General features: G+C 60.4%; 26 protein-coding genes. 13 read left to right on the plus strand and 13 right to left on the minus strand.

Features of this window, described 5'->3' with window-relative positions; translation table 11 throughout:
• Positions 1-16: 16 nt before the first annotated feature.
• A complete protein-coding gene (locus tag AC1D17_RS06840; protein WP_477564657.1) occupies positions 17-1,774 on the minus strand; it encodes a glucan ABC transporter ATP-binding protein/ permease in 1,758 nt (585 codons plus the stop codon).
• A 72-nt stretch (positions 1,775-1,846) separates the two neighbouring features.
• On the opposite strand from AC1D17_RS06840, the gene AC1D17_RS06845 reads away from it, so the two are divergent.
• From AC1D17_RS06845 to pyc, 3 genes are all read left to right on the plus strand, one after another.
• Positions 1,847-2,014, plus strand: a complete 168-nt coding sequence (locus AC1D17_RS06845) for a hypothetical protein (protein WP_477564658.1) — start codon at positions 1,847-1,849, stop codon at positions 2,012-2,014.
• Positions 2,015-2,213: 199 nt separating this feature from the next.
• Complete coding sequence (locus tag AC1D17_RS06850) at positions 2,214-2,954, plus strand: LuxR family transcriptional regulator (RefSeq protein ID WP_477564659.1); 741 nt, start codon at positions 2,214-2,216, stop codon at positions 2,952-2,954.
• 114 nt (positions 2,955-3,068) lie between these two features.
• Entirely contained in the window at positions 3,069-6,527 is a 3,459-nt protein-coding gene (gene pyc / locus AC1D17_RS06855; protein ID WP_477564660.1) for a pyruvate carboxylase, read from the plus strand.
• Positions 6,528-6,592: 65 nt separating this feature from the next.
• Here the strand turns inward: pyc and bfr are convergent, their stop codons facing one another.
• The 5 genes from bfr to AC1D17_RS06880 all read right to left on the minus strand — a co-directional run bounded on the left by bfr (position 6,593) and on the right by AC1D17_RS06880 (position 13,510).
• Positions 6,593-7,078: a bacterioferritin gene (gene bfr / locus AC1D17_RS06860; protein WP_477564661.1), complete on the minus strand. Its 486-nt coding sequence runs from the start codon at positions 7,076-7,078 to the stop codon at positions 6,593-6,595.
• A complete protein-coding gene (locus AC1D17_RS06865) occupies positions 7,044-7,355 on the minus strand; it encodes a (2Fe-2S)-binding protein (RefSeq protein ID WP_477564742.1) in 312 nt (103 codons plus the stop codon). The genes bfr and AC1D17_RS06865 overlap by 35 nt, the downstream gene beginning before the upstream one ends.
• A gap of 320 nt (positions 7,356-7,675) precedes the next feature.
• Complete coding sequence (locus AC1D17_RS06870; protein WP_477564662.1) at positions 7,676-11,125, minus strand: error-prone DNA polymerase; 3,450 nt, start codon at positions 11,123-11,125, stop codon at positions 7,676-7,678.
• Entirely contained in the window at positions 11,122-12,540 is a 1,419-nt protein-coding gene (locus tag AC1D17_RS06875; protein ID WP_477564743.1) for a Y-family DNA polymerase, read from the minus strand. Before AC1D17_RS06875 ends, AC1D17_RS06870 begins: the two co-directional genes overlap by 4 nt.
• A 40-nt stretch (positions 12,541-12,580) precedes the next feature.
• Complete coding sequence (locus AC1D17_RS06880; RefSeq protein WP_477564663.1) at positions 12,581-13,510, minus strand: ImuA family protein; 930 nt, start codon at positions 13,508-13,510, stop codon at positions 12,581-12,583.
• 170 nt (positions 13,511-13,680) lie between these two features.
• On the opposite strand from AC1D17_RS06880, the gene AC1D17_RS06885 reads away from it, so the two are divergent.
• Positions 13,681-14,115, plus strand: a complete 435-nt coding sequence (locus tag AC1D17_RS06885) for a metallopeptidase family protein (RefSeq protein WP_477564664.1) — start codon at positions 13,681-13,683, stop codon at positions 14,113-14,115.
• Positions 14,116-14,149: 34 nt separating this feature from the next.
• Here the strand turns inward: AC1D17_RS06885 and AC1D17_RS06890 are convergent, their stop codons facing one another.
• Entirely contained in the window at positions 14,150-14,356 is a 207-nt protein-coding gene (locus AC1D17_RS06890; protein ID WP_037163221.1) for a DUF1737 domain-containing protein, read from the minus strand.
• Positions 14,353-15,261 carry an HpcH/HpaI aldolase/citrate lyase family protein gene (locus tag AC1D17_RS06895; RefSeq protein ID WP_477564665.1) on the minus strand — a complete coding sequence of 303 codons (909 nt, stop codon included), beginning with the start codon at positions 15,259-15,261 and terminating at the stop codon, positions 14,353-14,355. The genes AC1D17_RS06890 and AC1D17_RS06895 overlap by 4 nt, the downstream gene beginning before the upstream one ends.
• A gap of 114 nt (positions 15,262-15,375) precedes the next feature.
• Between AC1D17_RS06895 and AC1D17_RS06900 the strand changes: the two genes are divergently transcribed.
• The 3 genes from AC1D17_RS06900 to AC1D17_RS06910 all read left to right on the plus strand — a co-directional run bounded on the left by AC1D17_RS06900 (position 15,376) and on the right by AC1D17_RS06910 (position 16,742).
• The gene (locus AC1D17_RS06900; protein WP_477564666.1) at positions 15,376-15,621 is read left to right on the plus strand and encodes a hypothetical protein; all 246 of its coding nucleotides are present in this window, start codon (positions 15,376-15,378) and stop codon (positions 15,619-15,621) included.
• 118 nt (positions 15,622-15,739) lie between these two features.
• Positions 15,740-16,348, plus strand: coding sequence for a 3-isopropylmalate dehydratase small subunit (gene leuD / locus AC1D17_RS06905; RefSeq protein ID WP_477564667.1), 609 nt, complete (start codon positions 15,740-15,742; stop codon positions 16,346-16,348).
• A gap of 7 nt (positions 16,349-16,355) precedes the next feature.
• Complete coding sequence (locus AC1D17_RS06910; RefSeq protein ID WP_477564668.1) at positions 16,356-16,742, plus strand: RidA family protein; 387 nt, start codon at positions 16,356-16,358, stop codon at positions 16,740-16,742.
• Between the two features lie 5 nt (positions 16,743-16,747).
• Here AC1D17_RS06910 and AC1D17_RS06915 read toward each other — a convergent pair whose 3' ends face one another.
• Positions 16,748-16,963: a hypothetical protein gene (locus AC1D17_RS06915; protein WP_477564669.1), complete on the minus strand. Its 216-nt coding sequence runs from the start codon at positions 16,961-16,963 to the stop codon at positions 16,748-16,750.
• Between the two features lie 757 nt (positions 16,964-17,720).
• On the opposite strand from AC1D17_RS06915, the gene AC1D17_RS06920 reads away from it, so the two are divergent.
• Together AC1D17_RS06920 and AC1D17_RS06925 are read left to right on the plus strand one after the other, a co-directional pair.
• Positions 17,721-18,173, plus strand: a complete 453-nt coding sequence (locus tag AC1D17_RS06920; RefSeq protein ID WP_477564670.1) for a DoxX family protein — start codon at positions 17,721-17,723, stop codon at positions 18,171-18,173.
• A gap of 121 nt (positions 18,174-18,294) precedes the next feature.
• Positions 18,295-19,125, plus strand: coding sequence for an alpha/beta fold hydrolase (locus tag AC1D17_RS06925; RefSeq protein ID WP_477564671.1), 831 nt, complete (start codon positions 18,295-18,297; stop codon positions 19,123-19,125).
• Between the two features lie 70 nt (positions 19,126-19,195).
• Here AC1D17_RS06925 and AC1D17_RS06930 read toward each other — a convergent pair whose 3' ends face one another.
• A complete protein-coding gene (locus AC1D17_RS06930; protein WP_477564672.1) occupies positions 19,196-19,372 on the minus strand; it encodes a hypothetical protein in 177 nt (58 codons plus the stop codon).
• A 134-nt stretch (positions 19,373-19,506) separates the two neighbouring features.
• Between AC1D17_RS06930 and AC1D17_RS06935 the strand changes: the two genes are divergently transcribed.
• From AC1D17_RS06935 to AC1D17_RS06950, 4 genes are all read left to right on the plus strand, one after another.
• Positions 19,507-19,689 carry a hypothetical protein gene (locus AC1D17_RS06935; protein WP_477564673.1) on the plus strand — a complete coding sequence of 61 codons (183 nt, stop codon included), beginning with the start codon at positions 19,507-19,509 and terminating at the stop codon, positions 19,687-19,689.
• Between the two features lie 65 nt (positions 19,690-19,754).
• Positions 19,755-20,867, plus strand: coding sequence for a 3-isopropylmalate dehydrogenase (gene leuB / locus AC1D17_RS06940; protein WP_477564674.1), 1,113 nt, complete (start codon positions 19,755-19,757; stop codon positions 20,865-20,867).
• 220 nt (positions 20,868-21,087) lie between these two features.
• A complete protein-coding gene (locus tag AC1D17_RS06945) occupies positions 21,088-21,762 on the plus strand; it encodes a phosphatase PAP2 family protein (protein ID WP_477564675.1) in 675 nt (224 codons plus the stop codon).
• A gap of 124 nt (positions 21,763-21,886) precedes the next feature.
• A complete protein-coding gene (locus AC1D17_RS06950) occupies positions 21,887-22,669 on the plus strand; it encodes a phosphatase PAP2 family protein (RefSeq protein ID WP_477564676.1) in 783 nt (260 codons plus the stop codon).
• A gap of 54 nt (positions 22,670-22,723) precedes the next feature.
• Here AC1D17_RS06950 and AC1D17_RS06955 read toward each other — a convergent pair whose 3' ends face one another.
• The 3 genes from AC1D17_RS06955 to AC1D17_RS06965 form a co-directional block, all read right to left on the minus strand.
• Complete coding sequence (locus AC1D17_RS06955; protein WP_477564677.1) at positions 22,724-24,610, minus strand: MFS transporter; 1,887 nt, start codon at positions 24,608-24,610, stop codon at positions 22,724-22,726.
• 161 nt (positions 24,611-24,771) lie between these two features.
• A complete protein-coding gene (locus tag AC1D17_RS06960; RefSeq protein ID WP_477564678.1) occupies positions 24,772-26,046 on the minus strand; it encodes an FtsX-like permease family protein in 1,275 nt (424 codons plus the stop codon).
• Positions 26,043-26,735 (minus strand): ABC transporter ATP-binding protein, encoded by a 693-nt coding sequence (locus AC1D17_RS06965; RefSeq protein WP_477564679.1) that lies wholly within the window; start codon positions 26,733-26,735, stop codon positions 26,043-26,045. The genes AC1D17_RS06960 and AC1D17_RS06965 overlap by 4 nt, the downstream gene beginning before the upstream one ends.
• Position 26,736: the final 1 nt, after the last annotated feature.

The following is a 26,736-nucleotide window of genomic DNA, read 5'->3' on the forward strand; positions in this document are numbered from 1 at the left end:
GTGACGACCTCGGCTTTCAGGCCGCGGCGTGGCTCTTGCGGACGTCTTCGTCCGTGAGGATGCCGCTTGCCCGCAGCAGGGAGGCAAACCGGCCATTGCTCTGGCTCAGTTCGTTGAAGCCGCCCATCTCGACGATCCGGCCGTGATCCATGAAGATCACCAGATCGGCCTCGCGCACCGTCGACAGGCGGTGGGCGATGATGAAGGTGGTGCGATCCTTGCGCAGGTTGTCGATTGCAGCCTTCACCCGGTTCTCGGTTTCGACGTCAAGCGCACTGGTCGCTTCGTCGAGCACGAGGATCGGCGCGTTCTTCAGGATTGCCCGGGCAATCGCGATCCGCTGGCGTTCGCCGCCGGACAGCCGGTTACCGCGTTCACCGACGCGGGTGTCATAACCGCCCTCACGGCCCTCGATGAAGTCGGCGGCAGCAGCGGCTTGCGCAGCTTCCATGACTTCGACAAGCGACGCATCTTCACGGCCAAGACGGATATTCTCGCAGATCGACCGGTTGAGCAGGCCCGCATCCTGGAACACGGTGGCGATCGAGCGGCGCAGCGACTTGCGGGTGACGGTCGAGATATCGACGCCATCGACAAGGATCTGGCCACGGGCCGGCTCATGGACGCGCTGCAGAAGATTGACCAGCGTCGTCTTGCCGGCGCCGGTCGGGCCGACGATGGCAATCGTCTGGCCAGCCTTGGCGGTGAACGACACGTCGCGCATGCCTTCGGTCGAATTGGCGAAGTTGAACGAGACATCGCGGAACTCGACTTCGCCGCGGACATTGTTCAGCTCGTCGGCATCGGCGGGCTCTTCGCGTTCACGGACCGAATCCTCCAGCACGAAGAAGTCTTCGAGCTTGGCGCGGGCTTCGAAAATCTGCGTCACAAAGGCCTTCATCTGGTCGAGGCGGCCGATCAGCAGGCCGGCAAAGCCGATGAAGGCAATGACGTCGCCGATGCCCAGTTCGCCCTTCTGCACCAGGAAGGTGCCGATGACGAGGATAGCCATCATCGAGATGGTCGAGGCCATGCGGTTCAGCGCGCTGGCAAGCGCCCACCAGTCGAGGACCGGCAGCTGGGCGGAGATCAGCTTCTGGGTAAAGTTCTTCAGTTCGCGGGTTTCGGCCTCAATGCGGTTATAGCTATGAACAACCGAAACGTTGCTGATCGAATCGGAGACATGCGAGAAAACCGTGTGGTAATGGTCCTCGACGGAAGCCTGGCCTTCCTTGGTGCGGGTCATGACGAACTTGCCGACAACGACGTAGAGCAGGCCGAGAACGACGAGGACGAGCGACAGGCGAACGTCCATGGCAAACGCCGTCGGGACGAGGAGCGTCAGCGCCACTGCGGTGGCCAGATGCTGGCGCATGAATTCGAGCCAGAGGCCGAACAGCGTTTCGCAGGCGCGCAACAGGGTGTGCAGCGCATTGGATGTGCCGCGCTGGGTATGCCAGGACAGGGGCATGGAGATGATCCGCCCGAAGGCTTCGGTGATCAGCGTCGAGCGGCGCGTATGCGCCAGCCGGTCAGCCTCGCGAGCAACAAGCACGAAGGCGACCGTATTGAAGACGCCGAGGCCTGCCCACATCAACAGCATGGGCGTGACGGTCTGCTTGGAAGATATCGCGTCGATGATGCGGCCGAACAGAATTGGCTCCGCAATCGTGATGACCGCCAGGACGATGTTGGCGATGACGATGGCGGATACGCGGAGCTTATGGACGGCAAGATACTGAAGCGCTCTTGCATAGACCTGGAACAATGACACTGTCTTATCCCTCTTGGGCAGTTGGTTTACGACGCAACGAAAAAGCAACACGGCATTTGCATCGCAGGGTTCTTGGAAAGAAAAGAACCGCTTGGAAAAATTACTCATTCCCCCATCTTTGATGGATGGAAAGTTCCCAAACCGAACGTCTTTTTCCTCGCTTTTGCCGTTCTCTTAACCCACCGCAAATCAGCTTTGGCTTCGCCGCCCAAACTTGATTATGATAAACCGGCGCGCTGAATGGAAAACCCAGGCACCTAAGTTGATCATCATAGTTTGCTATTTTTTGCGCCTTGCAGTTCGTTGACGATGCGGTGTTAGGTGGATTTCATGGCTGATGCGGGGATTATCGCGTTTGCAACATGAATGGGTGCTGAACGGCACATTCATGTTGCGACGCAACAGACCCGAGCGATAAAGAATTTTTGAAGGGGTTTTTATGAATATCACTTTGCTGGTGCAATTTTTGGCACTGATAGACGAGATGAGGAGCAGGGACGAGATCGTTCAGGAGTTCGAACGGGTTCTGGACCGCTATGGTTTCGACTATTACGGGATTATCCGCCAGCCTAAACCCCACGAGAATCCTCTCAGCCTGCTGCTTGCCGGACGCTGGCCGGACGGTTGGCCGCAGATTTATATCAAGAAGAAATACGTCATCATCGATCCGACCATCCGTTATCTCGGTCACGCGCAACACGGGTTCCGCTGGCGCGAGACGCTGGCAGCGTTCCGTTCCGACCCGCATCGCAAGCGTATGGAGCGCATGATGGTCGAAGCACGCGGCTATGGCCTTTATGATGGCTATATTTTCCCCGTTCACGGACGCCGCGGGCTGCTCGGCAATATGACATTGGGCGGCCGCGTTGTTGATCTCAGCCCGGTGGAAATGAGCATTTTCGACGGCATTGCCAAGAAGATATTCTGGCGCCTGCTCGAACTGACCGATCCCGCCATCCTCGCTGCCATGGTGTCCAGCGTCGATGTGCAGATGACCCGTCGCGAGATGGAAGCCCTGAACTATCTGGCGGATGGCATGACCTCGAACGAGATCAGCCGGATTCTCGATATCTCCACCCACACTGTCGACTGGTACATGAACGGTATCCAGGACAAGCTGAAGGCGAAAAACCGCCATCACGCCGTGGCGCTATCGTTCCGTCTGGGGCTGATTTCCTGATTGAAAATGAATCTCAGTTCCGCATCACTCTGAAATTGAACTTCAAGTCATGAAACGCTAATAATCCATTTCGCGGTGCAGCATTACCGTGTTTCAAGTCTTGAGGAGTCCGACTTGCCCATCTCGAAAATCCTTGTCGCCAACCGTTCTGAAATTGCCATTCGCGTCTTTCGCGCTGCAAACGAACTGGGAATAAAAACGGTTGCGATATGGGCGGAGGAGGACAAGCTGGCGCTCCACCGGTTCAAGGCGGACGAGAGCTATCAGGTCGGCCGCGGGCCGCATCTTGCCCGCGATCTCGGGCCGATCGAAAGCTACCTTTCAATCGAGGAGATCATCCGGGTCGCCAAGCTGTCGGGCGCCGATGCCATCCACCCCGGCTACGGTTTGCTGTCCGAAAGCCCGGAATTCGTCGATGCCTGCAAGGCGGCCGGCATCATCTTCATCGGGCCGACCGGCGATACGATGCGGCGCCTCGGCAACAAGGTGGCCGCCCGCAACCTCGCCATCGAAATCGGCGTTCCCGTCGTCCCGGCGACCGAACCGCTTCCGGACGACATGGCAGCAGTTGCTAAGATGGCCGAGGATATCGGCTATCCGGTCATGCTCAAGGCCTCCTGGGGCGGCGGCGGCCGCGGCATGCGGGCGATCCGCGATCCAAAGGATCTGGCGCGCGAAGTGACGGAAGCCAAGCGCGAGGCGATGGCCGCCTTCGGCAAGGACGAGGTCTATCTCGAAAAGCTGGTCGAGCGTGCCCGCCACGTCGAAAGCCAGGTTCTCGGCGATACCCATGGCAATGTCGTGCATCTGTTCGAGCGCGACTGTTCAGTCCAGCGCCGCAACCAGAAGGTCGTCGAGCGCGCCCCGGCTCCGTATCTGACGGAAGCCCAGCGCCAGGAACTGGCCGGCTACTCGACCCGCATCGCTGAGGCGACCAACTATGTCGGTGCCGGCACCGTCGAATATCTGATGGATATGGACAGCGGCAAGTTCTACTTCATCGAAGTCAATCCGCGCATCCAGGTCGAGCATACGGTCACCGAAGTCGTCACCGGCATCGATATCGTCAAGGCGCAGATCCACATCCTCGAAGGCTTCGCCATCGGCACGCCGGAATCGGGCGTCCCCAAGCAGGAAGATATTCGCCTCAACGGTCACGCGCTGCAGTGCCGCATCACCACGGAAGATCCCGAGCAGAACTTCATTCCCGACTACGGCCGCATCACCGGCTATCGCTCGGCCTCGGGTTTCGGTATCCGCCTGGATGGGGGAACGGCCTATCCTGGCGCCGTCATCACCCGCTATTACGATCCGCTACTGGTAAAGGTGACCGCCTGGTCGCCGAGCCCGCAGGAGACGATCGCACGCATGGACCGGGCGCTGCGCGAATTCCGTATCCGCGGCGTGGCGACCAATCTTACCTTTCTCGAGGCGATCATCAGCCATCCGAAGTTCAAGGACAATTCCTACACCACCCGCTTCATCGACACGACGCCCGAGCTCTTCCAGCAGGTCAAGCGCCAGGACCGCGCCACCAAGCTGCTGACCTATCTCGCCGATGTCACCGTCAACGGCCATCCCGAGGCCAAGGGCCGGCCGAAGCCGAGCGCCGATGCGGCAAAGCCGGTCATTCCGCGCATTCAGGGAGAAATCGTCGACGGCACCAAGCAGAAGCTGGATGCGCTCGGCCCGAAGAAATTCGCCGAATGGGTTCGCGCCGAAAAGCGCGTGTTGCTCACCGATACGACCATGCGCGACGGCCACCAGTCGCTGCTCGCCACCCGCGTGCGGACATATGACATCGCCCGCATCGCCGGCACCTATGCCCGTGCGCTGCCGAACCTGTTCTCGCTCGAATGCTGGGGCGGCGCGACATTCGACGTTTCGATGCGCTTCCTGACGGAAGACCCGTGGGAGCGCCTCGCCAAGGTGCGCGAGGATGCGCCGAACCTGCTTTTGCAGATGCTCCTGCGCGGGGCGAACGGCGTCGGCTACAAAAACTACCCCGACAATGTCGTCAAATACTTCGTCCGTCAGGCGGCCAGGGGTGGCATCGACGTTTTCCGTGTCTTCGACTGCCTCAACTGGGTCGACAATATGCGCGTCTCGATGGATGCGGTGGCGGAAGAGAACAGGATCTGCGAAGCGGCGATCTGCTATACCGGCGATATCCTCAACTCCGCCCGCCCGAAATACGACCTGAAATATTACACGGCCCTAGCTTCGGAGCTTGAAAAGGCTGGCGCCCATATGATCGCTTTGAAGGATATGGCCGGGCTGTTGAAGCCGGCCGCAGCGACTGTGCTGTTCAAGGCGCTGCGCGAGGCAACCGACCTGCCGATCCATTTCCACACCCACGACACATCGGGCATTTCCGCAGCCACCGTTCTGGCCGCTGTCGATGCCGGCGTCGATGTGGTCGATGCGGCGATGGATGCTTTTTCCGGCAATACCTCGCAGCCCTGCCTCGGTTCGATCGTCGAGGCTTTGCGCGGTTCCGAGCGTGATCCGGGCCTCGATCCGGAATGGATCCGCCGTATCTCGTTCTACTGGGAAGCCGTGCGCAACCAGTATGCCGCCTTCGAAAGCGACCTCAAGGGCCCGGCGTCCGAAGTCTATCTGCATGAAATGCCGGGCGGCCAGTTCACCAATCTGAAGGAGCAGGCCCGCTCGCTCGGGCTCGAAACCCGCTGGCACCAGGTGGCGCAGGCCTATGCCGATGCCAACCAGATGTTCGGCGATATCGTCAAGGTGACGCCGTCTTCCAAGGTGGTCGGCGACATGGCGCTGATGATGGTGTCCCAGGATCTGACGGTTGCCGATGTCAAGAACCCGGCCAAGGATGTGTCCTTCCCGGAATCGGTCGTGTCCATGCTGAAGGGCGACCTCGGCCAGCCTCCGGGCGGATGGCCGAAGGCGCTTCAGGAAAAGGCGCTGAAGGGCGAAAAGGCCTATACGGAGCGCCCGGGTTCACTGCTGGCCGATGCCGATCTCGATGCGGAGCGCAAGGCGATCGAGACCAAGCTGGAACGGAACCTCAGCGATTTCGAGTTTGCCTCGTACCTGATGTATCCGAAGGTCTTCACCGATTACGCCCTGGCCGCCGATACCTATGGTCCGGTCAGCGTGCTGCCGACACCAGCTTACTTCTATGGCCTTACCGCCGGCGAGGAACTGTTGCCGGAGCTTGAAAAGGGCGTCTCGCTGGTGGTTCAGCATCAGGCCATGAGCGAGCCGGACGAGCAGGCGATGGTCAAGGTGTTCTTCGAGATCAACGGCCAGCCGCGCCTGATCAAGGTTCCGGATCGCAACCGCGCAGCCTCCAGCACGGCGCGCCGCAAAGCCGATCTTAGTAACGCTGCCCATCTCGGCGCGCCGATGCCCGGTGTCATATCGACAGTGACGGTCACCGCCGGCCAGACGGTGAAGTCCGGCGACGTCCTGCTCTCCATCGAAGCGATGAAGATGGAAACGGCGCTACACGCGGAAAAGGACGGCACGATCGCCGAGGTTCTGGTCAAGACCGGCGACCAGATCGACACCAAGGACCTGCTGATCGTCTACGGGGCGTAAATGCATAAAAAATGCCCGCCGCGGAAGCCGGGGCGGGCATTTCTGCAGTCTGAAAACATGGCGCCCTATTCGGCTTCGTTGGCCGGGGCTGCGTTGAGCTGGCCGTATTTCTCGGCGCCGATCTTGTTGAAGAGATCGAGCTGGGTTTCGAGGAAGTCGATATGGCTTTCCTCATCCGACAGCAACTCTTCAAACAGCTTCATGGAAACATAATCGCCCGCGTCGTGGCAGATATCGCGGGATTTCTTGTAGGCCTTGCGGGCGTCGTATTCGCCGGCGAGATCGGCCTCCAGCACTTCCTTGACCGATTGGCCGATCCGAAGCGATGCCAGGGTCTGGAGATTGGGATGGCCTTCGAGGAAGATAATGCGCGAAACCAGCTTGTCAGCATGGTGCATTTCTTCGATGGATTCGGCCCGCTCCTTCTTGGCAAGAAGCGTGTAGCCCCAATCGTCAAGCAGGCGATAGTGAACCCAATATTGGTTGACGGCACCGAGTTCGAGATACAGCGCTTCGTTAAGCTGCTCGATGACTTTTTTGTCGCCTTTCAAGATCCGCTCTCCTGTTTTCTTCATGGAATTGTTTGAGGCGTGTCATGAAATCAAATATCTGGTCACCCGTCGAGGGGCGGCCGGCGTGATATTGCTCGGTGGTGCGAATGATGATGTCGACGACATTCGGGAAACAGCCGCAGCAACGGCCGCGTTTTTCCATCGCGTGATAGACTTTTGCAGGCACGATAAGCTGCCAACAGTCCTCATCGAGCATCTCGATGATGGTGTCCCGGATGTCCTTATCGGTGATAAAATTGCAGCTACAAACCAGCATTTCGTCTGCCCGTGATACGCAACGCACTGAATTCCATTCATAAAGCAAAAGCGGATATTTAGTGTCAAGAAAAAATGCGTTCGGCCATCGCGGCGAATTCATGGCTCCATATTAGAGTAATTCTAAACCTGATAAAAAGCATCGTGTTTTCATCGGCTTAGTATTTCAAATTTCAGAGCAACTATGCTTTTGAGCGAAATTCAAGATTTCTTGAATACGAAAAAGCGGGACAATTTTTGTTACATGGTGTGAAAAATCGGCTTCGACAGCGCTGTGCAGCGACGCTCACTCCGCAGCTCACGTCACCGTGCAATTCAACCTCAGCGAAAATTTCGCCCTTTCGGCATGACGGTTGCCGTCCCGGCGATATCGCTTCGTCCCGCTTGGTCTCCGGCCTGCTTGCCGAGTGAAAATCCATCCATCCCGCTTGACCGCCTCTTCTGCCGATGATCGGCTGTCGGGCGAAGGACCTCGTCTGCCCGCTCGCACGCGCCAAAACGGCGGGCCTCACGCTGAAGCAGGCCCAGCATTGGCGTCATATCCTCGATATGATCAGCGACGACATGGATCACCCCGCTCTCGCTCTGCAGCTTACCCCTGATTTTCACCAGCCGTGCATTCATGACGACAGACCGGTACCGGTTGAATGTCTTTTCCCAGACGATGGCATTGGCAACGCCGGTTTCGTCCTCCAGCGTCATGAAAATCACACCCTTGGCCGAACCCGGCCTTTGGCGCACCAGCACAAGCCCGGCAATGGTAACGAACTGCCCACTCGCCACACTCAAAAGCCCCCTGTTCTGCAGGATGCCGTCCGCCGTCAATGTATCGCGCAGGAACGAAACCGGATGCGCCTTCAAGGACAGGGACAGATAACGATAATCCTCGATCACTTGCTCGCCCGGCAGCATTTCCGGCAGGCGGGCTTCCGGCTCCACCTGAAGATCGGCCCGGTCCGCACGGTCGAACAAAGGCAGGCTTTCCGCCGCACTCTTCGCATCCAGCGCCCGCACCGCCCAAAGTGCTTCCCGCCGCGAAAGCCCGATGGAGCCAAAGGCATCGGCATCCGCCAGCCGCTCGATATCGGATTTTTGCAATCCCGACCGCAGCCAGAGATCACGCACGGAAGTGTAGCGCCGGCCGCGGTTGGCGACGAGTTTATTCATATCGGCCTCCGAAAGTCCCTTCACCTGCCGGAAGCCAAGCCGCACCGCTCTTTTCGTCTGGATGATACCCCGCATCGAAACATGCCGCTGGTCGATCCTGTCCGCGTCGAACCCGGCTTCTTCCAGCAGGCAATCCCACTCCGAAATATTGATATCAACCGGCCGCACCTCGACTCCATGCTCGCGCGCATCGCGAACCAGTTGTGATGGCGCATAAAATCCCATCGGCTGCGAATTCAGCAATGCCGCGCAGAAAACATCGGGATAATAGGCCTTGACCCAGGAGGACGCGTAGACGAGCAGGGCAAAGGAGGCGGCATGGCTTTCCGGAAAGCCGTATTCGCCGAACCCCTCGATCTGGCTGAAGCAGCGTTCGGCAAATTCGCGGGGATAGCCGTTCCCGACCATGCCGTCGATCATATCCTTCTTGAAGGAGTTGACCTGTCCCGATCGTTTGAACGTCGCCATCGAGCGCCGCAACCGATCAGCCTTTGCAGCTGGGAAGCCTGCAGCCGTAATGGCGATCTGCATTGCCTGTTCCTGAAAGAGCGGAACGCCCAGCGTTCTTTCCAGGACCGCTTTGAGTTCGGGCTTCTGGTAGTCGATGGGCCTGTTGTTGCGCACGTCTTCCCGCCGCTTGAGATAGGGATGCACCATGTTTCCCTGGATGGGGCCAGGACGGACGATCGCAACTTCGACGACAAGATCATAGAATCTTTCAGGCCTGAGCCGCGGCAGCATGCTCATCTGGGCGCGGCTTTCGATCTGGAAGACGCCGATCGTGTCCGCCCTGCAGATCATCGCGTAGACTGCTTTGTCCGTCATGTCGCCGAAGCCGCCAAGCGTGATCTCCCGGTCATAGTGCGTTTGCAGGAGATCGAAGGCCCTCCTCAGACAGGAGAGCATCCCGAGAGCGAGAATGTCGATCTTCAGAATGCCGATCGTATCCAGATCGTCCTTGTCCCATTCGACCATGTAGCGCTTGGGCATCGCCGTCGGCATGATCGGCATGACCTCGTCCAGCCGGTCCCGCGTGATGACGAAACCGCCGACATGCTGGGTCAGGTGCCGCGGAAAGCTCATCAGCTCGGTTGCATATTTGAGAACATTGGTCGTCGTCGGATCGGAGAGATCGAGCCCTGCCGCCTTTGCCTCCCGCTCGGACAGATCCTCCGCCGACCAGCCCCAGACCGTGCTGGCGAGGGCCGATTGCACATCTTCCGACAGACCAAACGCCTTGGCCACTTCACGGCCGGCGGAACGGGCGCGATAGCTTGTCACTGCGGCCGTCAAACCGGCATGTTCGATGCCGTATTTTTCATAGATATGCTGGATGACCTCTTCGCGGCGCTCATGCTCGAAATCGACGTCGATATCCGGCGGTTCATTGCGCTCCGTCGAGATGAACCGCTCGAACAGAAGCGTCGTTATGGTGGGATCGACTTCCGTGATGCCGAGGCAATAACAGATGACGGAATTGGCAGCGGACCCGCGTCCCTGACACAGGATTTTCAGCGTGTAGCGGGCGTGATGGACGATATTGCGCACCGTCAGAAAATAATGCTCGTATTGCATCCCCTTGATGAGATCGAGTTCATAGACGATCTGCGTCGACACCTTTTCAGGAACGTTTTCCGGATAACGTTTCCGGGCACCTTCCCAAGTCAAACGCTCAAGCGTCTCCGCAGGTGTTTCTCCCTTGACGCCTTCGTCCGGATAGTTGTGCTTCAACTCATCCAGCGAGAATGACAGGTTTTTGAAGAACTTTTCCGTGTTGGCGATCGCCTTTGGATAGGCGCGGAACAGGCGCGTCATCTCGCGCGTATCCTTAAGGTAACGCTCCGCATTGGGGGCGAACCGGAAGCCAGCCTCGGCAATCGTCACATGCTCGCGGATGGCGGTGACGATATCGGCCAGGGGGCGGCGAGCGCTGTTGTGATAAAGGGGCTGGTTGCTGGCGATCAACGGGACGCGGCTGCGGGCGGCGAGTGTGGCAAGCGTGGCGAAAACCTGAGCATCCCGGCCATCATAGAAGGGCGACAGGACCATATGGAATGCCTCGCCGAAGCGTTTTCTCAGGCGATCGAGGCATTCCTCCAACTTCTTTTGTTCGCGGGCATCGTCCGGTAATGATGGATTGGGAATGAGGGCGAGCATCATCTCGTCTCCCCATTCGATAAGGTCCGCTTCGCTCAGAAGGCACGACCCTTTTTGGGTTCTCAGATTTCCGGTGCTCAGCAGGCGGCAGAGATGGGCCCAGCCTTTTCTGGTTCGTGGGAAAGCGAGAATATCCGGTGTACCATCGCAAAAGACCAGTCTTGCGCCCGGTTGAAAGGGAACGGCTTCCAGAAGCTCCTTTTCCTCTTCTCCCTTCTCGCGAAGTCCTTGATTTTCTTTAATCGTCTTTTCGTATTCCTCCTTCATTGCCCTGATCTGCGCGTGGGCTCTGACCACGCCCGCGACGGAATTCCGGTCGGCGATGCCCAGCCCGGAGAGTTTCAGGCGGGCTGCCTGCACCACCATTTCCTCCGGTTTCGATGCCCCTTCGAGGAAGGAGAAATTCGTTCGGGCGCCGATCTCGAAAAAGGCGGGTGCGGTGCTCATGCGAAGACCCCGTGCATGAACCAGCGCGGCGGCGGCATCTGCCCATAGAGACCCTCGCGGTAAATCCAGAACCGGTGGCCGGTATCGTCTTCGACGCGGAAATAGTCCCGCGCCCGCGCATCGGAGCCATCAATCCACCACTCCATGGCGAGACGCTCCGGCCCCTGGCTGCGGGAGACACGATGCAGCATGCGCCGCCAGCGGAAGCTTTCGGGCGGTCCCTCGGGCACTTCAGCAGCGGATACATCCACTGGTTCCGGCCTCGGGAAAAGCCTGAGCGGCCGCTCGCTGCGGGACCAGGAGAAGCCACTTGCCTCCGGCCTCTTGGCTGATGAAACCGCGTCGACGGCCGGAGCCGAGGTCACCGCCCGTTCAGGCACGTGGCTCTCGCGCAGGTGAAAACTCTGCAGGCAATCGGCGCCGAGACGGGCTGAAACGCGATCGACAAACCCTGCGAGAGAAGCATCCTTTTGCCGGGCGCCGTCAAAATCCTCCTGCGGTGTATCAAAGGCTTCATGCCGCAGGACGTTCAGCCGAAGGATTTCGAAACCATAGCCGGCATCGAGGTCGTCATGAACCGCCTGAAGACGCTCGGAAAAGAGCGCCGCGATCCGCTTGGGATCCCGCAAAGGCTGCGAGGTTCCGGCCGCGATGCGAAAGACCCGGCCATCGACCCTAAACAGCATCAGTTCGAAAGCCCGCCCGCCTATGCCTTTTTCCTCCAGGCTGGCTTTCAGCGAAAGGGCGATCTGACCGGTCAGATAGAGGATATCCTCCTCGGCTTGAATGGGCTCGGCAAGGCGCCGTTCGGCGGAAAGGCTGGCGACGGGCCGGCGCGGAGATACGGGCTCCTCGTCACGGCCAAGCGCCTGATCGAGCCGCAGCAGCAGCTGTGTTCCGAAACGGCGCGCCAGGGGCGCCCGGGGCGCCATGACGAGATCGCCGATCTGTTTCAAACCGAGCTTCTGCAGCGCGGCGATCGTCTGCTGATCCAGCCGGAGGGACGCGACCGGCAGGGGCGCCAGCACCGTCTCCATGTCCTCGTCTGCGATAATGCCGCCCCGCCCGAAACGGGAAGCGGCCCAGGAGAGGCCCGGCGCCGACGATATGGCGCCGCGAGCGTCGAGCCCCATATGAAAGAGCCGCGCCAGGATATCCGCAAGCAGGGCCTTTTCACCGCCGAAGAGATGGGCACAGCCGGAAATATCGAGGAAAAGTCCGTCCCGGCCGTCGAGGGCGACAAGGGGCGTATAACGATCGCACCAGTCGGCGATGCCGTCGAGCAGGCGGCGATCGGCGGCCAGGTCTTCCTCGACAACATCGAGTTTCGGGCACATGGCCCGGGCTTCCGCCACGCCCTGGTTCTTCCTGAGGCCGATCGCTTCTGCCACTTCGTCGAGCGCCGTCAGTCGCATCGCATTGTTTTGCCGCGCCGAACAGACGATGGGAGGGGCATCAGGACGCCTGATCGAGCGCCAGGACAGCCCCCAGCTCCTGCGGGCGATCCGGTCGGTTGGCAGATGCGGAAAGGCGAGAGCCAGAATGCGCTGGGAGCCTGCCCGCAGGCCAAGCGCGCTCTGGTTCACGGGCGGGGAGAAACTGACGGTCATGGGGATTCCACTCCAGATAGAGGGAGACGGGAGCCGGATTCCGGCTTTTCTCGAGGGTGAGACGGAAAACCGGATTGCCGATGCTGCCGCCAAGCACCGATCGATCCGGCAAAAGCCGGCTTTTCGCCGGTGCGGGTTCAACCAGAAAACGAAAGGAAGCGCTGCTTGCCTCCTCCTCTCCGGACTGACGCAAAAGGAGGAGCGGGCGTCCTGCCGCCTTTGCCCGCAATCCCAGCCGCCGGCTTTCGGTCAGGCCGAAATGGGCTGGATTGCCCTTCACCTCCAATATGCTGGCCGAAAAGGCGCCACTTTCGACGGCGGTTTCAGCGAGCCAGAGCGCCTCTTCCAGCCTGCGCGGCGCCGCATGCAGGAAGCGCTCCGGCTTCAGCCCGAAATCTGCAAGCCCCAGCGCATAGGGAATGCCTGTTTCCATCGATGTGACCGTATCGCTGATCCACAGAACCGGCGCGTGATCCGCCTCCGGCTGCTGCTGGATCAAGACGGCAAGCGCCAATGCAAAGCCGGTTACGGCCGTTGCATCGCGCATCAGCTGCGAACGGATTTCGGACATGCCGTTGAGGGGCAAGCCGCCTTCCAAGGCATGATCGAGCGCCGGCACGCCCAGCGGCAAACGATGGTTTTCCTTTTTCCTCGCATGGCCGCTCTCGCCGGCCAAAGCTTCCCGCCGGGCGGCGGCCGCGCAATTGCCTTCCAGCCTTGCTATCTCTTCGCGGAGCGCAAAAAGCCGCTCGCGCGTCATGGGCGTCTGCACCATGACGTCACTCCAATTCAAATTGTTCCTGTTATGTTCCTATTGATTCCAGAGCTTCCCGGAAGAGTCAACGGGAATCTCTAAGAATTTATTCCTTGAACCCCCGCATTGAAATTCAACCCTCGAAAAACGCTGATGAAATAGCTATATCAGGAGGCAAGCAAGGAGTGCCCATGGCCCGCATAGACCAGAGCGACGATTGGCGGGAACGCCACGCGCCGACAATCAGCACATTCGAATCCCTGGCGCTGGAGGCTTACAGCCACCTGCCGGAGGAATTCCGGGCGCTGGCCACCGAGCTCACCATCGAGATCGACGACTTTCCGACCGAGGATGTTTTCGAGGACATGGCGCTGGAAACGCCGTTCGATCTGCTCGGGCTGTTCGAAGGACGCGGCATCGGCGAGCGCTTCACCATGGAAACCGGCGAGATGCCGAACCGGATCCTTCTCTATCGCCGTCCGATCCTCGACTACTGGGCGGAGAACGAGGAGACGCTGGGCGACATCATCACCCATGTGCTGATCCACGAGATCGGCCATCATTTCGGCCTGTCGGACGACGACATGGAGCGGATCGAGGCCAGCGTCGAGCATGTCGGCGGCTGAGACGGGTTGAACCGCCCCAGCCGGCCGTGAAGCGTCAGTGTTCGGACAGCTTGGTGTCGGGGGTGTATTCCTTGCCCTCGACATCCTTGACGACGGCCTGGCCGCACATCATCGCCCGCGTTTCCTGGTTCCAGGCGTAGGTCGGCGAACCGTATAGTTCCCAGCCCTTGTTGAGGGCCGCCGTGACCTTGTGGCAGAAGGTTGCGTCGTCGATGGCGGTCAGCAAGCGGTAGAGTTTCAAGGGGCTTTTCCTTTTTTGTTGATAGCGTCGGCCTTGGCGGCGAGCCGCAGGGCTTGATCGAGATGAAGACGCTCGACCATCAGGCCGTTGAGATTGATGACGGCCTTATCTGCATTTGCCGGCAGCGCAAAGGCATCGATGACCGACCGGGCCTCGGCAAGGGCGGCATCGGCAACACCGAAGGCGCCGTTCGCCGGACCGATCTGGGCCGGGTGAATCAGCATCTTGCCATCGAAGCCCATGTCGCGGCCCTGGGCACATTCCGCCGCAAACCCGGCTTCATCCCTGATATCGTTGAAGACGGCATCGATGATGTCGAGGCCGCAGCTGCGGGCAGCGAGCAGGATCTGCATCAGCCAGGCAATGAGGTAGGTCCGGCCGGGCAGGGCGGGCACGCCGGTGTCCTTGCGCAGGTCATTCAGCCCCGGCACGAAACAATCGAGCCTGCCGCCGCGGGTGCGGCCGGTTTCGGCAATCGCCGCCGCGTTGAGCACGCCGCGCGGGGTCTCGATCATCGCCCAGAGACGCAGGTTGTCCGGCGCATCGTTTTCCGACAGGACGTCCGCGACCGCCTGGATATCCTGCGGGCTTTCGACCTTGGGCAGCAGGATGGCATCGGGCAAAAGCGTCAAGGCGAAAGCCAGATCCTTTTCCCCGAAGGGCGTCCTCAGATCGTTGATCCGGACGATCACTTCGATGTCGCTGCGCCGCTCCCGCTTCAGATGAGCAGCCAGCGTCTGGCGGGCGGCGACCTTCTTGTCGATGGAAACGGCATCCTCGAGATCGTAGATCACCGCGTCACAGGCAAGGGTGGCGACCTTGGCAAGGGCGCGGGCGTTATCGGCGGGCACGCACAGCACGGAGCGGCGCAGGCGGGCGGGGTGACGGTCAATGGGCGAATTCATGCAGCTTTTGTGCCCGGCTTTCGCCATTTTCGCAAGGCAGACCTGTAATACGGAAGTAGGTCTTGCAACGCGGGGCGGGCGGGCCCACATTTCAGGCAACGAAAGGTGACGACAATGCAAAGCATACGCTCTCTCCTCCTGACAATCGCAGGCATCGCATTCACGCTGATGGCCTTCGTGTTTACCGCCTCGCTCGGATTGGCCCTCGTCGGCATCGTCTCGGTGGTCATGATCGGCACCACGATTGCGGCACGGTTTGCGCCCAAGCCGGTGCGCGCCACTGCCAACCGCAATTCCGGGCGCCAGCAGCGCGAACCGCGCATCTGGAACGACGGACGCGGCACGATCATCGACCTGTGAAACGCGTAAAGCCGCCTTTCAACCTCCCGGCATGCAGATTCTCCTTCATTTCGGCGTGAAATTGCTCTAAACGCTGGGCGGAAATTTTTCCGCCCCGTTGAAATCGAAGGCCATTGCCATGGACAAGTTCGTCAAGCTCACCGGCGTTGCCGCGCCGCTCCCCGTCGTCAACATCGACACGGACATGATCATTCCGAAGGATTACCTGAAGACGATCAAGCGCACCGGGCTCGGCACCGGACTTTTCGCCGAAGCCCGCTATCATGAAGACGGCTCGCTCAACGAGGATTTCGTCCTCAACAAGCCCGCCTACCAGAATGCCAAGATCCTGGTCGCCGGCGACAATTTCGGCTGCGGTTCGTCGCGCGAGCACGCTCCCTGGGCGCTGCTCGATTTCGGTATCCGCTGCGTCATCTCGACCTCGTTTGCCGATATCTTCTACAACAACTGTTTCAAGAACGGCATCCTGCCGGTCGTCGTTTCGCCTGAAGACCTGGAGAAGCTGATGGATGACGCCTCGCGCGGCTCCAACGCTATCCTGACGGTCGATCTTGAAAGCCAGGAGATCACCGGTCCGGACGGTGGCAAGATCACCTTCGAACTCGACGCGTTCCGCCGCCACTGCATGCTGAACGGCCTCGACGATATCGGCCTGACGCTGGAAAAGGCAACGGCCATCGACACGTTCGAAAAGGCCAATGCGGCTTCGCATCCCTGGGCAGCCTGAACCCCCGATGCCCAGTCCGCGAAAACTGATCTCTTCGGGCTCGCCGTTTGAAAAGACGGCGGGTTATTCGCGGGCCCTCGTGCAGGGTGACTGGTGCTTCGTTTCCGGTACGACCGGCTACGACTACCAGACGATGACCATGCCGCAGACGGTGGAAGAGCAGACCCGCAACTGCCTGAAGACGATCGAGGCGGCACTGACCGGCGCCGGTTTTTCGCTCAAGGATGCGGTGCGCAATCATTATTACGTAACCGACGCCGCCTTTGCCGATGTCGTCTTCCCGATCCTGGGCGAAGCCTTCGGCGATATCCGCCCGGCGGCGACGATGGTGGTCTGCGATCTGATCCGCCCGGAAATGCTGATCGAGATCGAAGTCACCGCCTTCAAGGGCTGAGCCGATCAGTCCTCAACGAAGGGCGGCCCCAAGGGCTCTTCCAACCCTGCCCTTGCCAATTCCCGGTGATAATAGAGAAACACGCGGCGCCGGAATGCGATCATCTCGCGCTCCTCATCCGTCTTTGCCTTTGCAAGACCCGCCGCGAACGCTTCCGGGGTGGCCAGCTCAACCGTATCAGTCACAAAATTCAGCATCTCCCTGGTTTCCTCGGTTTTCATGGGGCGGACACACAGAACTAAACCGCTTGCGGCCACCCTGCCGAGACAATGACCATCGCGACGGCAGCGGCGTACACGGCAGCGGAGATGATTGAGCCAGACCGTCGTGGCCACGCGCAGGAAGACAGCCGATGAGGGCGAGGGGGGCGGGGGTTTGATATAGGGCATAACGGTTCTTCCTCTTATCGGCTGATCGGGACGACAGCAGAAAACATCCCCGCGCGGTGTCCGCCGTGGTTTTCAAAATCGGTTCATTCGGACGGGGCACTGGAAACCGCCTCTAATGAGTTAATATAATTGACGCCTTCCAGCGCCCCGTTTGGCGTTCTCTCGGGAGCTTTCCTCCCTACAGACCCCGACTCTGGATTCTCTGACCCGGGACGATCGTCGCGACATAGGTTTCCGGTTCCGGCATTCAGCATCACGGTTCCGGTACGTCGCGCTTCCCATCCCGGCATGTGCACCACACAGATGCGCCCGCCCCAGAAGGACAGGGGGAATCCATTTTCCGGGGGCTCTCCTTCCGGTCCGCCTGACGTTCGCAGCCTCCTTGCGAAGACCACGAGGCTTTACGTGGAGCGCCAGCTCTGCCTCGCCGCAAACGTCTTGCGGTGCATCCGTGACAGAACGCCATGATCATGACACGGTTTTTCAGGGCGGGGATTTTGGGGGAAGAAAATTCCGATAAAACTGTTCGATATCAACGCAGAGACATGTAGCATCCCGTTTGAACATACACGCCAAAAAGGGAAAACCCATGCTTTTGAGAATGGAAGCAAAACTCGCCGGTGTCTGCACGCCGGTTTTCACCAGCCATCCGGTCCGCTGGCTGGGGCTCCTGGCACTCTGCTCGATTTATATCCTGAGTGGCGTGACCAAACTGCTGGATTTCGGCGCCGCCGTCGCCGAGATGGAACGATACCAACTTTTGCCGGCAAGGCCGATCGCCGCCGTGGTCATCCTTTTCCTGTTGAGCGCTTCGGCGATGGTCATCAGCGGCTTCTGCCGCTGGATCGGCGCGCTTTCCCTGGCGGTGTTTACGGTGCTTGCGACATTCATTGCCTTGCGCTTCTGGGAGCTGCCGCTGGGGCAGGAGCGTTTCATGACGATGAACTTCTTCTTTGAACATCTCGGGCTGGCCGGAGCCTTTCTTCTCGTCGCCTGGTACGATCTGCACAAATGGCGCCGGGGCGAGAAGGACTGGAGCTGATCTGCATACCCCTGTTCAATCGGCTTTGCTGCATGTGCCTTAATCGTGTTGCGGCCGACATGAACGGCAGGCATTCTGTTGTCTTGCCTTTCACCCCGTCCTCACAGAAGGAAACGCACGAATGAGCAGCATCACCACAAACGACGGAACGGAAATCTTCTACAAGGATTGGGGCCCGCGCGAGGCGCAGCCGATCGTCTTTCACCACGGCTGGCCGCTGAGCGCCGACGACTGGGACAACCAGATGCTGTATTTTCTGGCTCAGGGGTTCCGCGTCATCGCTCATGACCGCCGCGGCCACGGACGCTCGACGCAGACATCGGCCGGCCACGAAATGGACACCTACGCCGCTGATGTCGCGGCTCTCGCTGAGGCGCTGGACCTCAAGAATGCCTTTCATGTCGGCCACTCCACCGGCGGCGGCGAGGTTGTCCATTATGTGGCGCGTGCCAAGCCGGGCCGTGTCGGCAAAGCCGTCATCGTCGGTGCCGTTCCGCCGGTCATGGTGAAATCGGACAACAACCCTGGCGGGCTTCCGATCGATGTCTTTAACGGCCTGCGTAGCGCATTGCTTGCAAACCGTGCCCAGTTCTTCATCGATGTCCCGGCCGGTCCGTTCTACGGCTTCAATCGTCCGGGCGCCAAGGTTTCCCAAGGGCTGATCGACAATTGGTGGCGGCAGGGAATGATGGGGGGTGCAAACGCGCATTACGAATGCATCAAGGCCTTTTCCGAGACTGATTTCACCGAGGACCTCAAGACGATCGAGGTTCCGGTGCTGGTCTTGCACGGAACCGACGACCAGATCGTGCCCTATGAGGACTCCGCGCCGCTTTCGGCGAAGCTCCTCAAGAACGGAACGCTCAAGAGCTACGAAGGGCTTCCGCACGGCATGCTCTCGACGCATCCCGACATCCTCAACCCCGATATGCTCGCCTTCTTCAAGGCATAGCGCCTCGAGAACCGAAAACCCGGCTGCAGGGACAGCCGGGTTTTCGGGGAGAAAGTCAGGGCAGTGGAACTTATTCGCAGACGCGAATCTTCTTGACGATCAGGTTGCCGTCATAATCGTAGGTTCTGACCTTCTTGACGTAGCAATAGGGCTGGCAGTCGTCGTTGTAGTAACCGGCCTGCGAAGGCGCGGCGAAAGAAGCGGCGGCAATGATGGCAACGGCAGCGGTCAGAACGAACTTGCGCATGCGGGGTCTCTCCTTGAAATCGTGCGGACGAGCCTCCCTCATCCAGTGACCGGACAATCCCACAGACCGGGCATCGGCGCTGTTCCGGATGGAACAGGATTTCTTATCTTCGCGGTTTGCCCGCAAAGAGAAGCATGTCCAAAGTGGACCGCAAGATCGCGATCACCGAGCGGATGAGTTTACACATTGTTCGTTCCATCGGCAGGACCGGAAAAAATGCCGGTCGATGGAAGTTATTCACGTTCTGGCAGCCCCGCCCGTTCCGGCGGGAACTGACAGTGCGCGCACAATTCTTTCCGGAACTGCATTTTCCTTGAACGGAAGTTGCGTTAAGAACGCGCCAACATCTGACAAGCCCACCCTTCGATAAGAGGAATGCCCCATGACAGTGCGCAATCTTTTCCTTCTGCCCGGCGACGGCATCGGCCCGGAAGCCATGGCGGAAGTCCGCAAAATCATCGCCTATATGAACGCCGAAATGGCCGGCGGCTTTACGACCGACGAAGGCCTGGTCGGCGGCTCGGCCTATGACGCACACGGCGCGGCGATTTCCGATGCCGACATGGAAAAGGCGATGGCAGCGGACGCTGTTCTTTTCGGCGCCGTCGGCGGCCCGAAATGGGATGACGTTCCCTATGAAGTGCGTCCGGAAGCGGGCCTCTTGCGCCTGCGCAAGGACATGCAGCTGTTTGCCAACCTGCGCCCGGCGATCTGCTACCCGGCGCTTTCGGATGCCTCATCGCTGAAGCCCGAACTGGTGGAAGGCCTCGATATCCTGATCGTGCGCGAACTGACCGGGGGCGTCTATTTCGGCGAGCCCAAGGAAATCATCGATCTCGGCAACGGCCAGAAGCGCGGCATCGACACGCAGGTCTACGACACCTACGAGATCGAGCGCATCGCCGGCGTTGCCTTCGAACTGGCCCGCACTCGCAACAACCGCGTCTGCTCGATGGAAAAGCGCAATGTGATGAAGTCGGGTGTATTGTGGAACCAGGTGGTGACTGCGACGCACAAGGCGAAGTATTCCGACGTCGCACTCGACCACATGCTGGCCGATGCCGGCGGCATGCAGCTGGTTCGTGCGCCAAAACAGTTCGACGTGATCGTCACCGACAACCTGTTCGGCGACATGCTGTCGGACGTTGCCGCGATGCTCACCGGTTCGCTCGGCATGCTGCCGTCGGCTTCGCTGGGCGCACCCGATGCCAAGACCGGCAAGCGCAAGGCGCTTTATGAGCCCGTACACGGCTCGGCTCCCGACATCGCCGGCAAGGGCATTGCCAATCCGATCGCCATGATTGCCTCGTTCGCCATGTGCCTGCGCTACTCCTTCAACCTCGTCAAGGAAGCCGACAACCTGGAAAAGGCCATTGCCAACGTGCTCGACAAGGGCATCCGCACCGGCGACATCATGGCCGATGGTGCCCGCAAGGTCGGCACCGTCGAAATGGGCGATGCGATCCTTTCCGAATTCAAGGCGCTTTCGGCGTAAATTTCGCCGGATCGAACGTATTGGGCGGCATCCGGGTCATGGGTCCGGATGCCGTTTTTGTTTGCTGGACTTGATTGGTTGCCCACGAGGCAACAGATAGGTCTAACGGTTGCCATTCTCCCCGGTCATCCTCAGGCTTGACCCGAGGATGACGGAAAACGGGGGCCGGACAACGAAAAGCAGCGAAGGCCGGCGTAAAACAAGTCGAGAAACCGCCTCCATGAACCGACCGCTTTCCTCTTCCCTCTGGCTTTTGCTGGCGGCGGCCGTTCTGGTCGCTGCGCTGCTTCCCTTTGACGGTACGATTTCGCAGTGGGCGCAGGGGCTGCCGGGTGGGGTTGTCTCCTTCAACGAACGGATCACCGATTTCGGCACCTTCGCCTGGATGATCTATGGTTCCGGCTCGATGGTCATCATCGCCTATATCCTGCATCGTGTGGTGCGCAGCGACGGGTTTTCCTCAAAGATGAAGACCGCGTGGCGGTTGGCGCTGTATTTTTTCGTGACGATCGGCAGCGCCAGCGCTCTGGTTCATCTCCTGAAACTGGTCATCGGGCGAGCCCGACCGGAACTTTTCCTGGAGTATGGCGCCCATAGCCTGACGCCCTTTGCCAATGCATGGTTGTTCGAGAGCTTTCCGTCCGGTCATTCGGCCGCGGTCGGGTCGTTCTTCGGCGCCTTTGCGCTGCTGGCGCCGCGGCTGAGGATCGTCTTTGCGCTCGGCGCGCTGACAATCGGCATCACCCGGATCGTCGTTGGCGCGCATTATCCCAGCGACGTGGCGGCCGGGCTTCTGGTGGGTCTTTGGACGGCGCTGATGACGGCATTCTTCTTTGCCCGGCAGAACTGGCTGTTCCGGCTGGATGACGCCGGCTGGCCTCGAACAAAGGTGTAGCCCGCCCGCCACCGCAATCCCTTTTGCATATCTGTCAAACCGGCGTGATCTGGCTGTAACACAGCTAAATTAGACACTGTGCTGCGGCAGGCCAGGGGCAGCGAACGGGGCGCGGATCAGGATGATGGACACATTGCTCGCGGCTTGCGGGGTTAGGCCGAGATCGCCGGAAAGCCGGTGCCAGGCGCTTGTCAGCCCGCTCTATCATTTCTGCTGTCTCAATCTCATCTTCATTGCCTTTGCGCTGTTCGATACCTGTGTCGGCGCGGCTGCAGGTCGTTTTCCGGCGCTGACGATCGAATTCGGGCGAACCTTCACCGATGTCGGCAAATCCGGCTGGATCCTGCTCATTGCCGGCTATGTATTCCTTGCAGGCTTAGCCACGCTGAAGCAAAGCGCGGCAGGCAAGGCACCTGAGGCGGCCCGGTTGCTGACGGCAGCGGCAGCCTATGTCTTCGTCACGATCGCCCTGTCCGGCTTGACGGCCAATGTCCTGAAACGGGTGATCGGGCGGGCGCGGCCGCAATTCTTCGAAGAGCAAGGGATCTTCAGCTTTTCGCCGTTTGCCAACAGCGCCGCCTATGAAAGCTTCCCGTCCGGCCATGCCACGACCGCAGCCGCTCTTTTCGTCGCCTTGGGATTTCTGGTACCGCAGATGCGCGTACCGCTGCTGATCGCCGGTATCTGGATCGGGCTGGCACGGGTGATTGTTGGCGCCCACTATCCGAGCGATGTCATCGCCGGCCTGGCGCTCGGCGCCTGGTTCGCGCTCGCCGTCGCCGCGCAATTCGCCCGCTACGGCATTCTCTTCACCATCAATGGCGCCGGCTGGCCGGAACCGCGCTATCCGCACGCCACCATTCCGCAGGCGCAAGCCGCCGGAACATTGTCTACCGATCGGGCATGAAAAAACCCGGCACCAGGGGAAGTGCCGGGCTCAGTTTGCGGGAGAGGCCTTGGGCTATTCCATGGCGTGAATATCGCGATCCTTGGTCTCGGGCAGGAACAGCATGCCGATCACCAGCGTGATGCCGGCAAACACGATCGGGTACCAGAGGCCGTAGTAGATATCGCCCTGGGCAGCGCTCATGGCGAAGGCCGTTGCCGGAAGCAGACCGCCGAACCAGCCGTTGCCGATATGGTAGGGCAGGGACATGCCGGTATAGCGGATGCGGGTCGGGAAGAGTTCGACCAAAAGTGCGGCGATCGGGCCATAGACCATCGTCACATAGATGACGAGGACGGTCAGAACCGCGATGATGGTGATCCAGTTCACCCGGGCCGGATCGGCGACCATGGCGAACGCGCCGCCCTTGTCGATGGTGTAGACAGGCATTTCGGTGACACCGGTTGCTTCTTCAGCCGTCAAAAGCTTGGCCGCAACCAGCTGTTCGCCGGTCATGGCCGCCTTGTCGCCGCCGCGAACGGCCGCGGCATCGAGCGCCAGCTCCGGATTGGCGGCAACGAAGCCGTCCAGCTTGCTTTCCGGAACCTTCGCAGCGCCACGAACGAGCGGATAGCCGCTGTCATGGAGCGCCATGTTGATCTGCTTTTCGAAGGCGGCACCCGTTGCCTTGGCCTTGTCGCCGGCGGCAATCGCGTCATAGCCGGTGATCGTTGCTTCGCCGATCTTGACCGTTGCAGCCGAGCCGGCGGCGCCGGGAACGACGTCATATGGAACCGAATTGCGCGTCAGGAACGAGGTCGCGATATCGCAGGATGTCGTGAACTTTGCCGTGCCGGTCGGGTTGAACTGGAACTTGCAGTCGCCCGGGGCGGCGGTAACGGTTGCGCGGATGGTTTCCTGGGCTTGCGCCAGCGCCGGATTGCCGGCCCATGTCAGCGCCTTGAACAGCGGGAAGTAGGTAAGCATGGCAAGCAGCAGGCCGGCCATGATGATCGGCTTGCGGCCGATCTTGTCGGAGAGCCAGCCGAAGAAGACGAAGAAGCCGGTGCCGATGAGCAGCGAGCAGGCGACCATGATGTTTGCCGACTGCCCGTCAACCTTCAGGATGTTCTGCAGGAAGAACAGCGCATAGAACTGGCCGGAATACCAGACGACCGCCTGGCCGACGACGGCACCGAACAGAGCGAGAAGCGCTATCTTGGCGTTTCTCCACTGGCCAAAGGCTTCCGTCAGAGGCGCTTTGGAACCCTTGCCCTCTTCCTTCATCTTCTTGAAGGCCGGAGATTCATTCATCTTCAGACGGATCCACACGGAAACGCCAAGCAGAAGGCAGGAGAGCAGGAACGGGATGCGCCAGCCCCAGGCCGCAAAGGCTTCCTTGCCAAGCAGCATCTGCACCGAAACGATGACCACCAGCGACAGGAACAACCCGAGCGTCGCCGTCGTCTGGATCCACGAGGTGAAATAACCGCGTTTTCCCTGTGGCGCGTGTTCGGCGACATAGGTGGCAGCACCGCCATATTCGCCACCGAGCGCCAGACCCTGCAGCATGCGCAGGGCGATCAGAAGGATCGGTGCGGCAATACCGATCGAGGCGGCACCGGGCAGGACGCCGACGAGGAAGGTCGACAGGCCCATGATCACAATGGTGACGAGGAAGGTATATTTGCGGCCGACGAGATCGCCGAGCCGCCCGAAGACCAGGGCGCCGAACGGACGCACGAGGAAGCCTGCTGCAAAAGCGAGCAGGGCGAAGATGTTACGGGTGGTTTCCGGATATTGGGAAAAGAAGGTCGCGCCGATATAGACGGCCAGCGAACCGTAGAGATAGAAATCGTACCACTCGAAGATCGTGCCGAGCGAAGAGGCGAAAATCACCTTCTTCTGCTCGCCTGTCATCGGTGCACTCTTTGCACCGGGCGCTGCTGCGACATCTGCCATTTCGTTTGTCCTCCACTCAAAAACGGCTTTGTGCGCACCCTCAATTGCCTCCGAATCCTCCCTGATTCCGAAGCGGAATGCGCCATGAGACCAAAATGGCAGAAAACACCCCGAGGTGGCAGAGCGGCTTTGGGATTATGACTTTAGTCGAATGCCGCAGATCAGGCGCGAAGGGCAGCAGCCGGAGACTGGCGATAGGCCAGAAGTGCTGGCGCAAGCGCAAGAATGGCGGAGAACACGACGATGACGGCCAAGCTTTTCAGATCGTCGCGGATAAAGCCGACCGGCAGGAGAACGCCGCTTTCGCCTGAAAACATCATCGACAGCATCACCGCCGCGCCGTAGCCGATGGCAAAGCCCAGGGCAATGCCGAGCGCGATGAGAATGAAAAGTTCCAGCCAGACGACCGTCAGCACCGCCGATTGCGGCGCGCCGAAAGCCCTCAGCGCGCCGATCTGCCGGCGGCGCTGGCCGATATGCATGACGGTGACCATCAGGACGGCGGCGGCAACCAGGATCTGCGCACCGGCGGCGACCGCCGACAGGACGCGCTTGGCATCCCCGAGCGTCGCATAGAGATTGGTCAGGACTTCGCCGGGAAAGACAGCGAGCGTGCCGTTGCCGCGATAGTCCTGGCGCAGCTTATAGGCGTCGGCGATGGTTTTCGGCTTGACGAGGATCGCCGGAAGGCCGGGAGTTTTGGCCGTCCACCGTTCATCGAGTGGCGCATCGGGATCGATATGAGCGTGCTCGTGACCATCGTCGTGATCGTCATGCCCGGGCTCTTTCGCGTGATGAGCCCCGCCCGCGCCGGCTGCGTGATCATCCTCCTGCGCAGCCATTCCATGCAGGCTCCAGACCGACTGGATCGGCACCAGGATCGCCCGGTCCCAGGATGTGCCGGTAGACGCCATCCGGCCCGTGATGCGATAGGCGAGTTCGGTGTGGGTTTCGCCGCCAAGCATGGCGAGCCCATGCGCCGGCTTCACCGCGTAGCCGAGCGGCAGCGTCACGGCGGCACCGATGACGGCTTCGCCCGCCTTTGAGAACACCCGCCCCTCCGACATTTCTGCCAGATTGGCGGTGAGTGCTGTGGATGTGCCGACGATCGGATAGCCGGAGAAGGAATCGCCGAAGCCGACGGGTGCTGCCCAGGAGACGCGCGGATCGCCGGCAAGCTTGGCCAACACATCGCCCGGCATCAGGGGCAGGGGAGAGGGCTGCAGGAAGACCGAGGAGAGAAGCAGTTGCGTTTCGCTACCCGGTGCGCCGACCACCAGATCGAACCGGTCGGCTGCACGGGCGCTGCCGAGCCTGAGTGCCCGTTCCTGCAGCGTGACGGCGACGCCAAGCGCCGTGGCAAAGGCAATCAAAAGGACGACGACCAGCGAACCGGCCCACAGACGGCGCAGATCCGCGAGAATGAAGCGGGTCATGCCGCCATCTCCCGGTGCTCGCGATCCGAGGCGATCCGGCCGGACGACAGGGTGATGCGGCGATCGAGCCTATCGGTCAATCGCGGATCGTGCGAGACGACAATGAGCGTGCTTTCATTGCTGACGGACAGATCGATCAACAGACGGGCAACGGCATCGCCGCTGTCGCTGTCGAGGCTTGCCGTCGGCTCGTCGGCGATCAGCACGCCCGGCTTTCGAAGCAACGCCCGGGCAATCGCGACGCGCTGCATTTCGCCGCGCGACATGGTTTCGACCTTCTGCCCGGCGCGGCAAAGGCCGACGGCATAAAGCAGCATCAACGCCCGATCCGGATCGTCCGGCTGCATCGCGCGTGACAGGCGAGCGGGCAGAAGGATGTTATCGACCGCACTCAAGCCCGGGAAAAGATGGAAATCCTGCATGACGAGACCGATATGGGCGCCGCGCCAGCGATCGCGGCTGCGCTCGGACATCGCTGCGATATCCGTGCCGCTCCAGCGGATGGCGCCACCGGCTGCGCAGCGCTCCAGCCCGGTCAGGATATTGACCAGCGTGCTTTTGCCCGAGCCGGAAGCGCCGGTGACCGCGACCCGGCTACCGGCGACGATGGAAAGAGAGGGGATATCGAGGACCGGGGAGAGGAGGCCCGGGTAGGAAACGGAAATCCGGCTAAGGTCGAGTGACAGCATC

Source organism: Pararhizobium sp. P1_E7 (assembly GCF_056405855.1).

Bases quoted from the DNA above. Each gene is read 5' to 3' on its own strand.
- AC1D17_RS06895 (WP_477564665.1), bottom strand. From the start codon at position 15,261: ATGAATTCGCCCATTGACCGTCACCCCGCCCGCCTGCGCCGCTCCGTG.
- AC1D17_RS06885 (WP_477564664.1), top strand. From the start codon at position 13,681: ATGGCCCGCATAGACCAGAGCGACGATTGGCGGGAACGCCACGCGCCG.
- leuB (WP_477564674.1), top strand. From the start codon at position 19,755: ATGACAGTGCGCAATCTTTTCCTTCTGCCCGGCGACGGCATCGGCCCG.
- leuD (WP_477564667.1), top strand. From the start codon at position 15,740: ATGGACAAGTTCGTCAAGCTCACCGGCGTTGCCGCGCCGCTCCCCGTC.
- AC1D17_RS06880 (WP_477564663.1), bottom strand. From the start codon at position 13,510: ATGGTGCAGACGCCCATGACGCGCGAGCGGCTTTTTGCGCTCCGCGAA.
- AC1D17_RS06935 (WP_477564673.1), top strand. From the start codon at position 19,507: ATGTCCAAAGTGGACCGCAAGATCGCGATCACCGAGCGGATGAGTTTA.
- AC1D17_RS06865 (WP_477564742.1), bottom strand. From the start codon at position 7,355: ATGCTGGTTTGTAGCTGCAATTTTATCACCGATAAGGACATCCGGGAC.
- AC1D17_RS06960 (WP_477564678.1), bottom strand. From the start codon at position 26,046: ATGACCCGCTTCATTCTCGCGGATCTGCGCCGTCTGTGGGCCGGTTCG.
- AC1D17_RS06850 (WP_477564659.1), top strand. From the start codon at position 2,214: ATGAATATCACTTTGCTGGTGCAATTTTTGGCACTGATAGACGAGATG.
- AC1D17_RS06950 (WP_477564676.1), top strand. From the start codon at position 21,887: ATGGACACATTGCTCGCGGCTTGCGGGGTTAGGCCGAGATCGCCGGAA.
- AC1D17_RS06920 (WP_477564670.1), top strand. From the start codon at position 17,721: ATGCTTTTGAGAATGGAAGCAAAACTCGCCGGTGTCTGCACGCCGGTT.
- AC1D17_RS06945 (WP_477564675.1), top strand. From the start codon at position 21,088: ATGAACCGACCGCTTTCCTCTTCCCTCTGGCTTTTGCTGGCGGCGGCC.
- AC1D17_RS06965 (WP_477564679.1), bottom strand. From the start codon at position 26,735: ATGCTGTCACTCGACCTTAGCCGGATTTCCGTTTCCTACCCGGGCCTC.
- AC1D17_RS06910 (WP_477564668.1), top strand. From the start codon at position 16,356: ATGCCCAGTCCGCGAAAACTGATCTCTTCGGGCTCGCCGTTTGAAAAG.
- AC1D17_RS06870 (WP_477564662.1), bottom strand. From the start codon at position 11,125: ATGAGCACCGCACCCGCCTTTTTCGAGATCGGCGCCCGAACGAATTTC.
- AC1D17_RS06915 (WP_477564669.1), bottom strand. From the start codon at position 16,963: ATGAAAACCGAGGAAACCAGGGAGATGCTGAATTTTGTGACTGATACG.
- AC1D17_RS06955 (WP_477564677.1), bottom strand. From the start codon at position 24,610: ATGGCAGATGTCGCAGCAGCGCCCGGTGCAAAGAGTGCACCGATGACA.
- AC1D17_RS06930 (WP_477564672.1), bottom strand. From the start codon at position 19,372: ATGCGCAAGTTCGTTCTGACCGCTGCCGTTGCCATCATTGCCGCCGCT.
- AC1D17_RS06925 (WP_477564671.1), top strand. From the start codon at position 18,295: ATGAGCAGCATCACCACAAACGACGGAACGGAAATCTTCTACAAGGAT.
- AC1D17_RS06875 (WP_477564743.1), bottom strand. From the start codon at position 12,540: ATGCGACTGACGGCGCTCGACGAAGTGGCAGAAGCGATCGGCCTCAGG.
- AC1D17_RS06900 (WP_477564666.1), top strand. From the start codon at position 15,376: ATGCAAAGCATACGCTCTCTCCTCCTGACAATCGCAGGCATCGCATTC.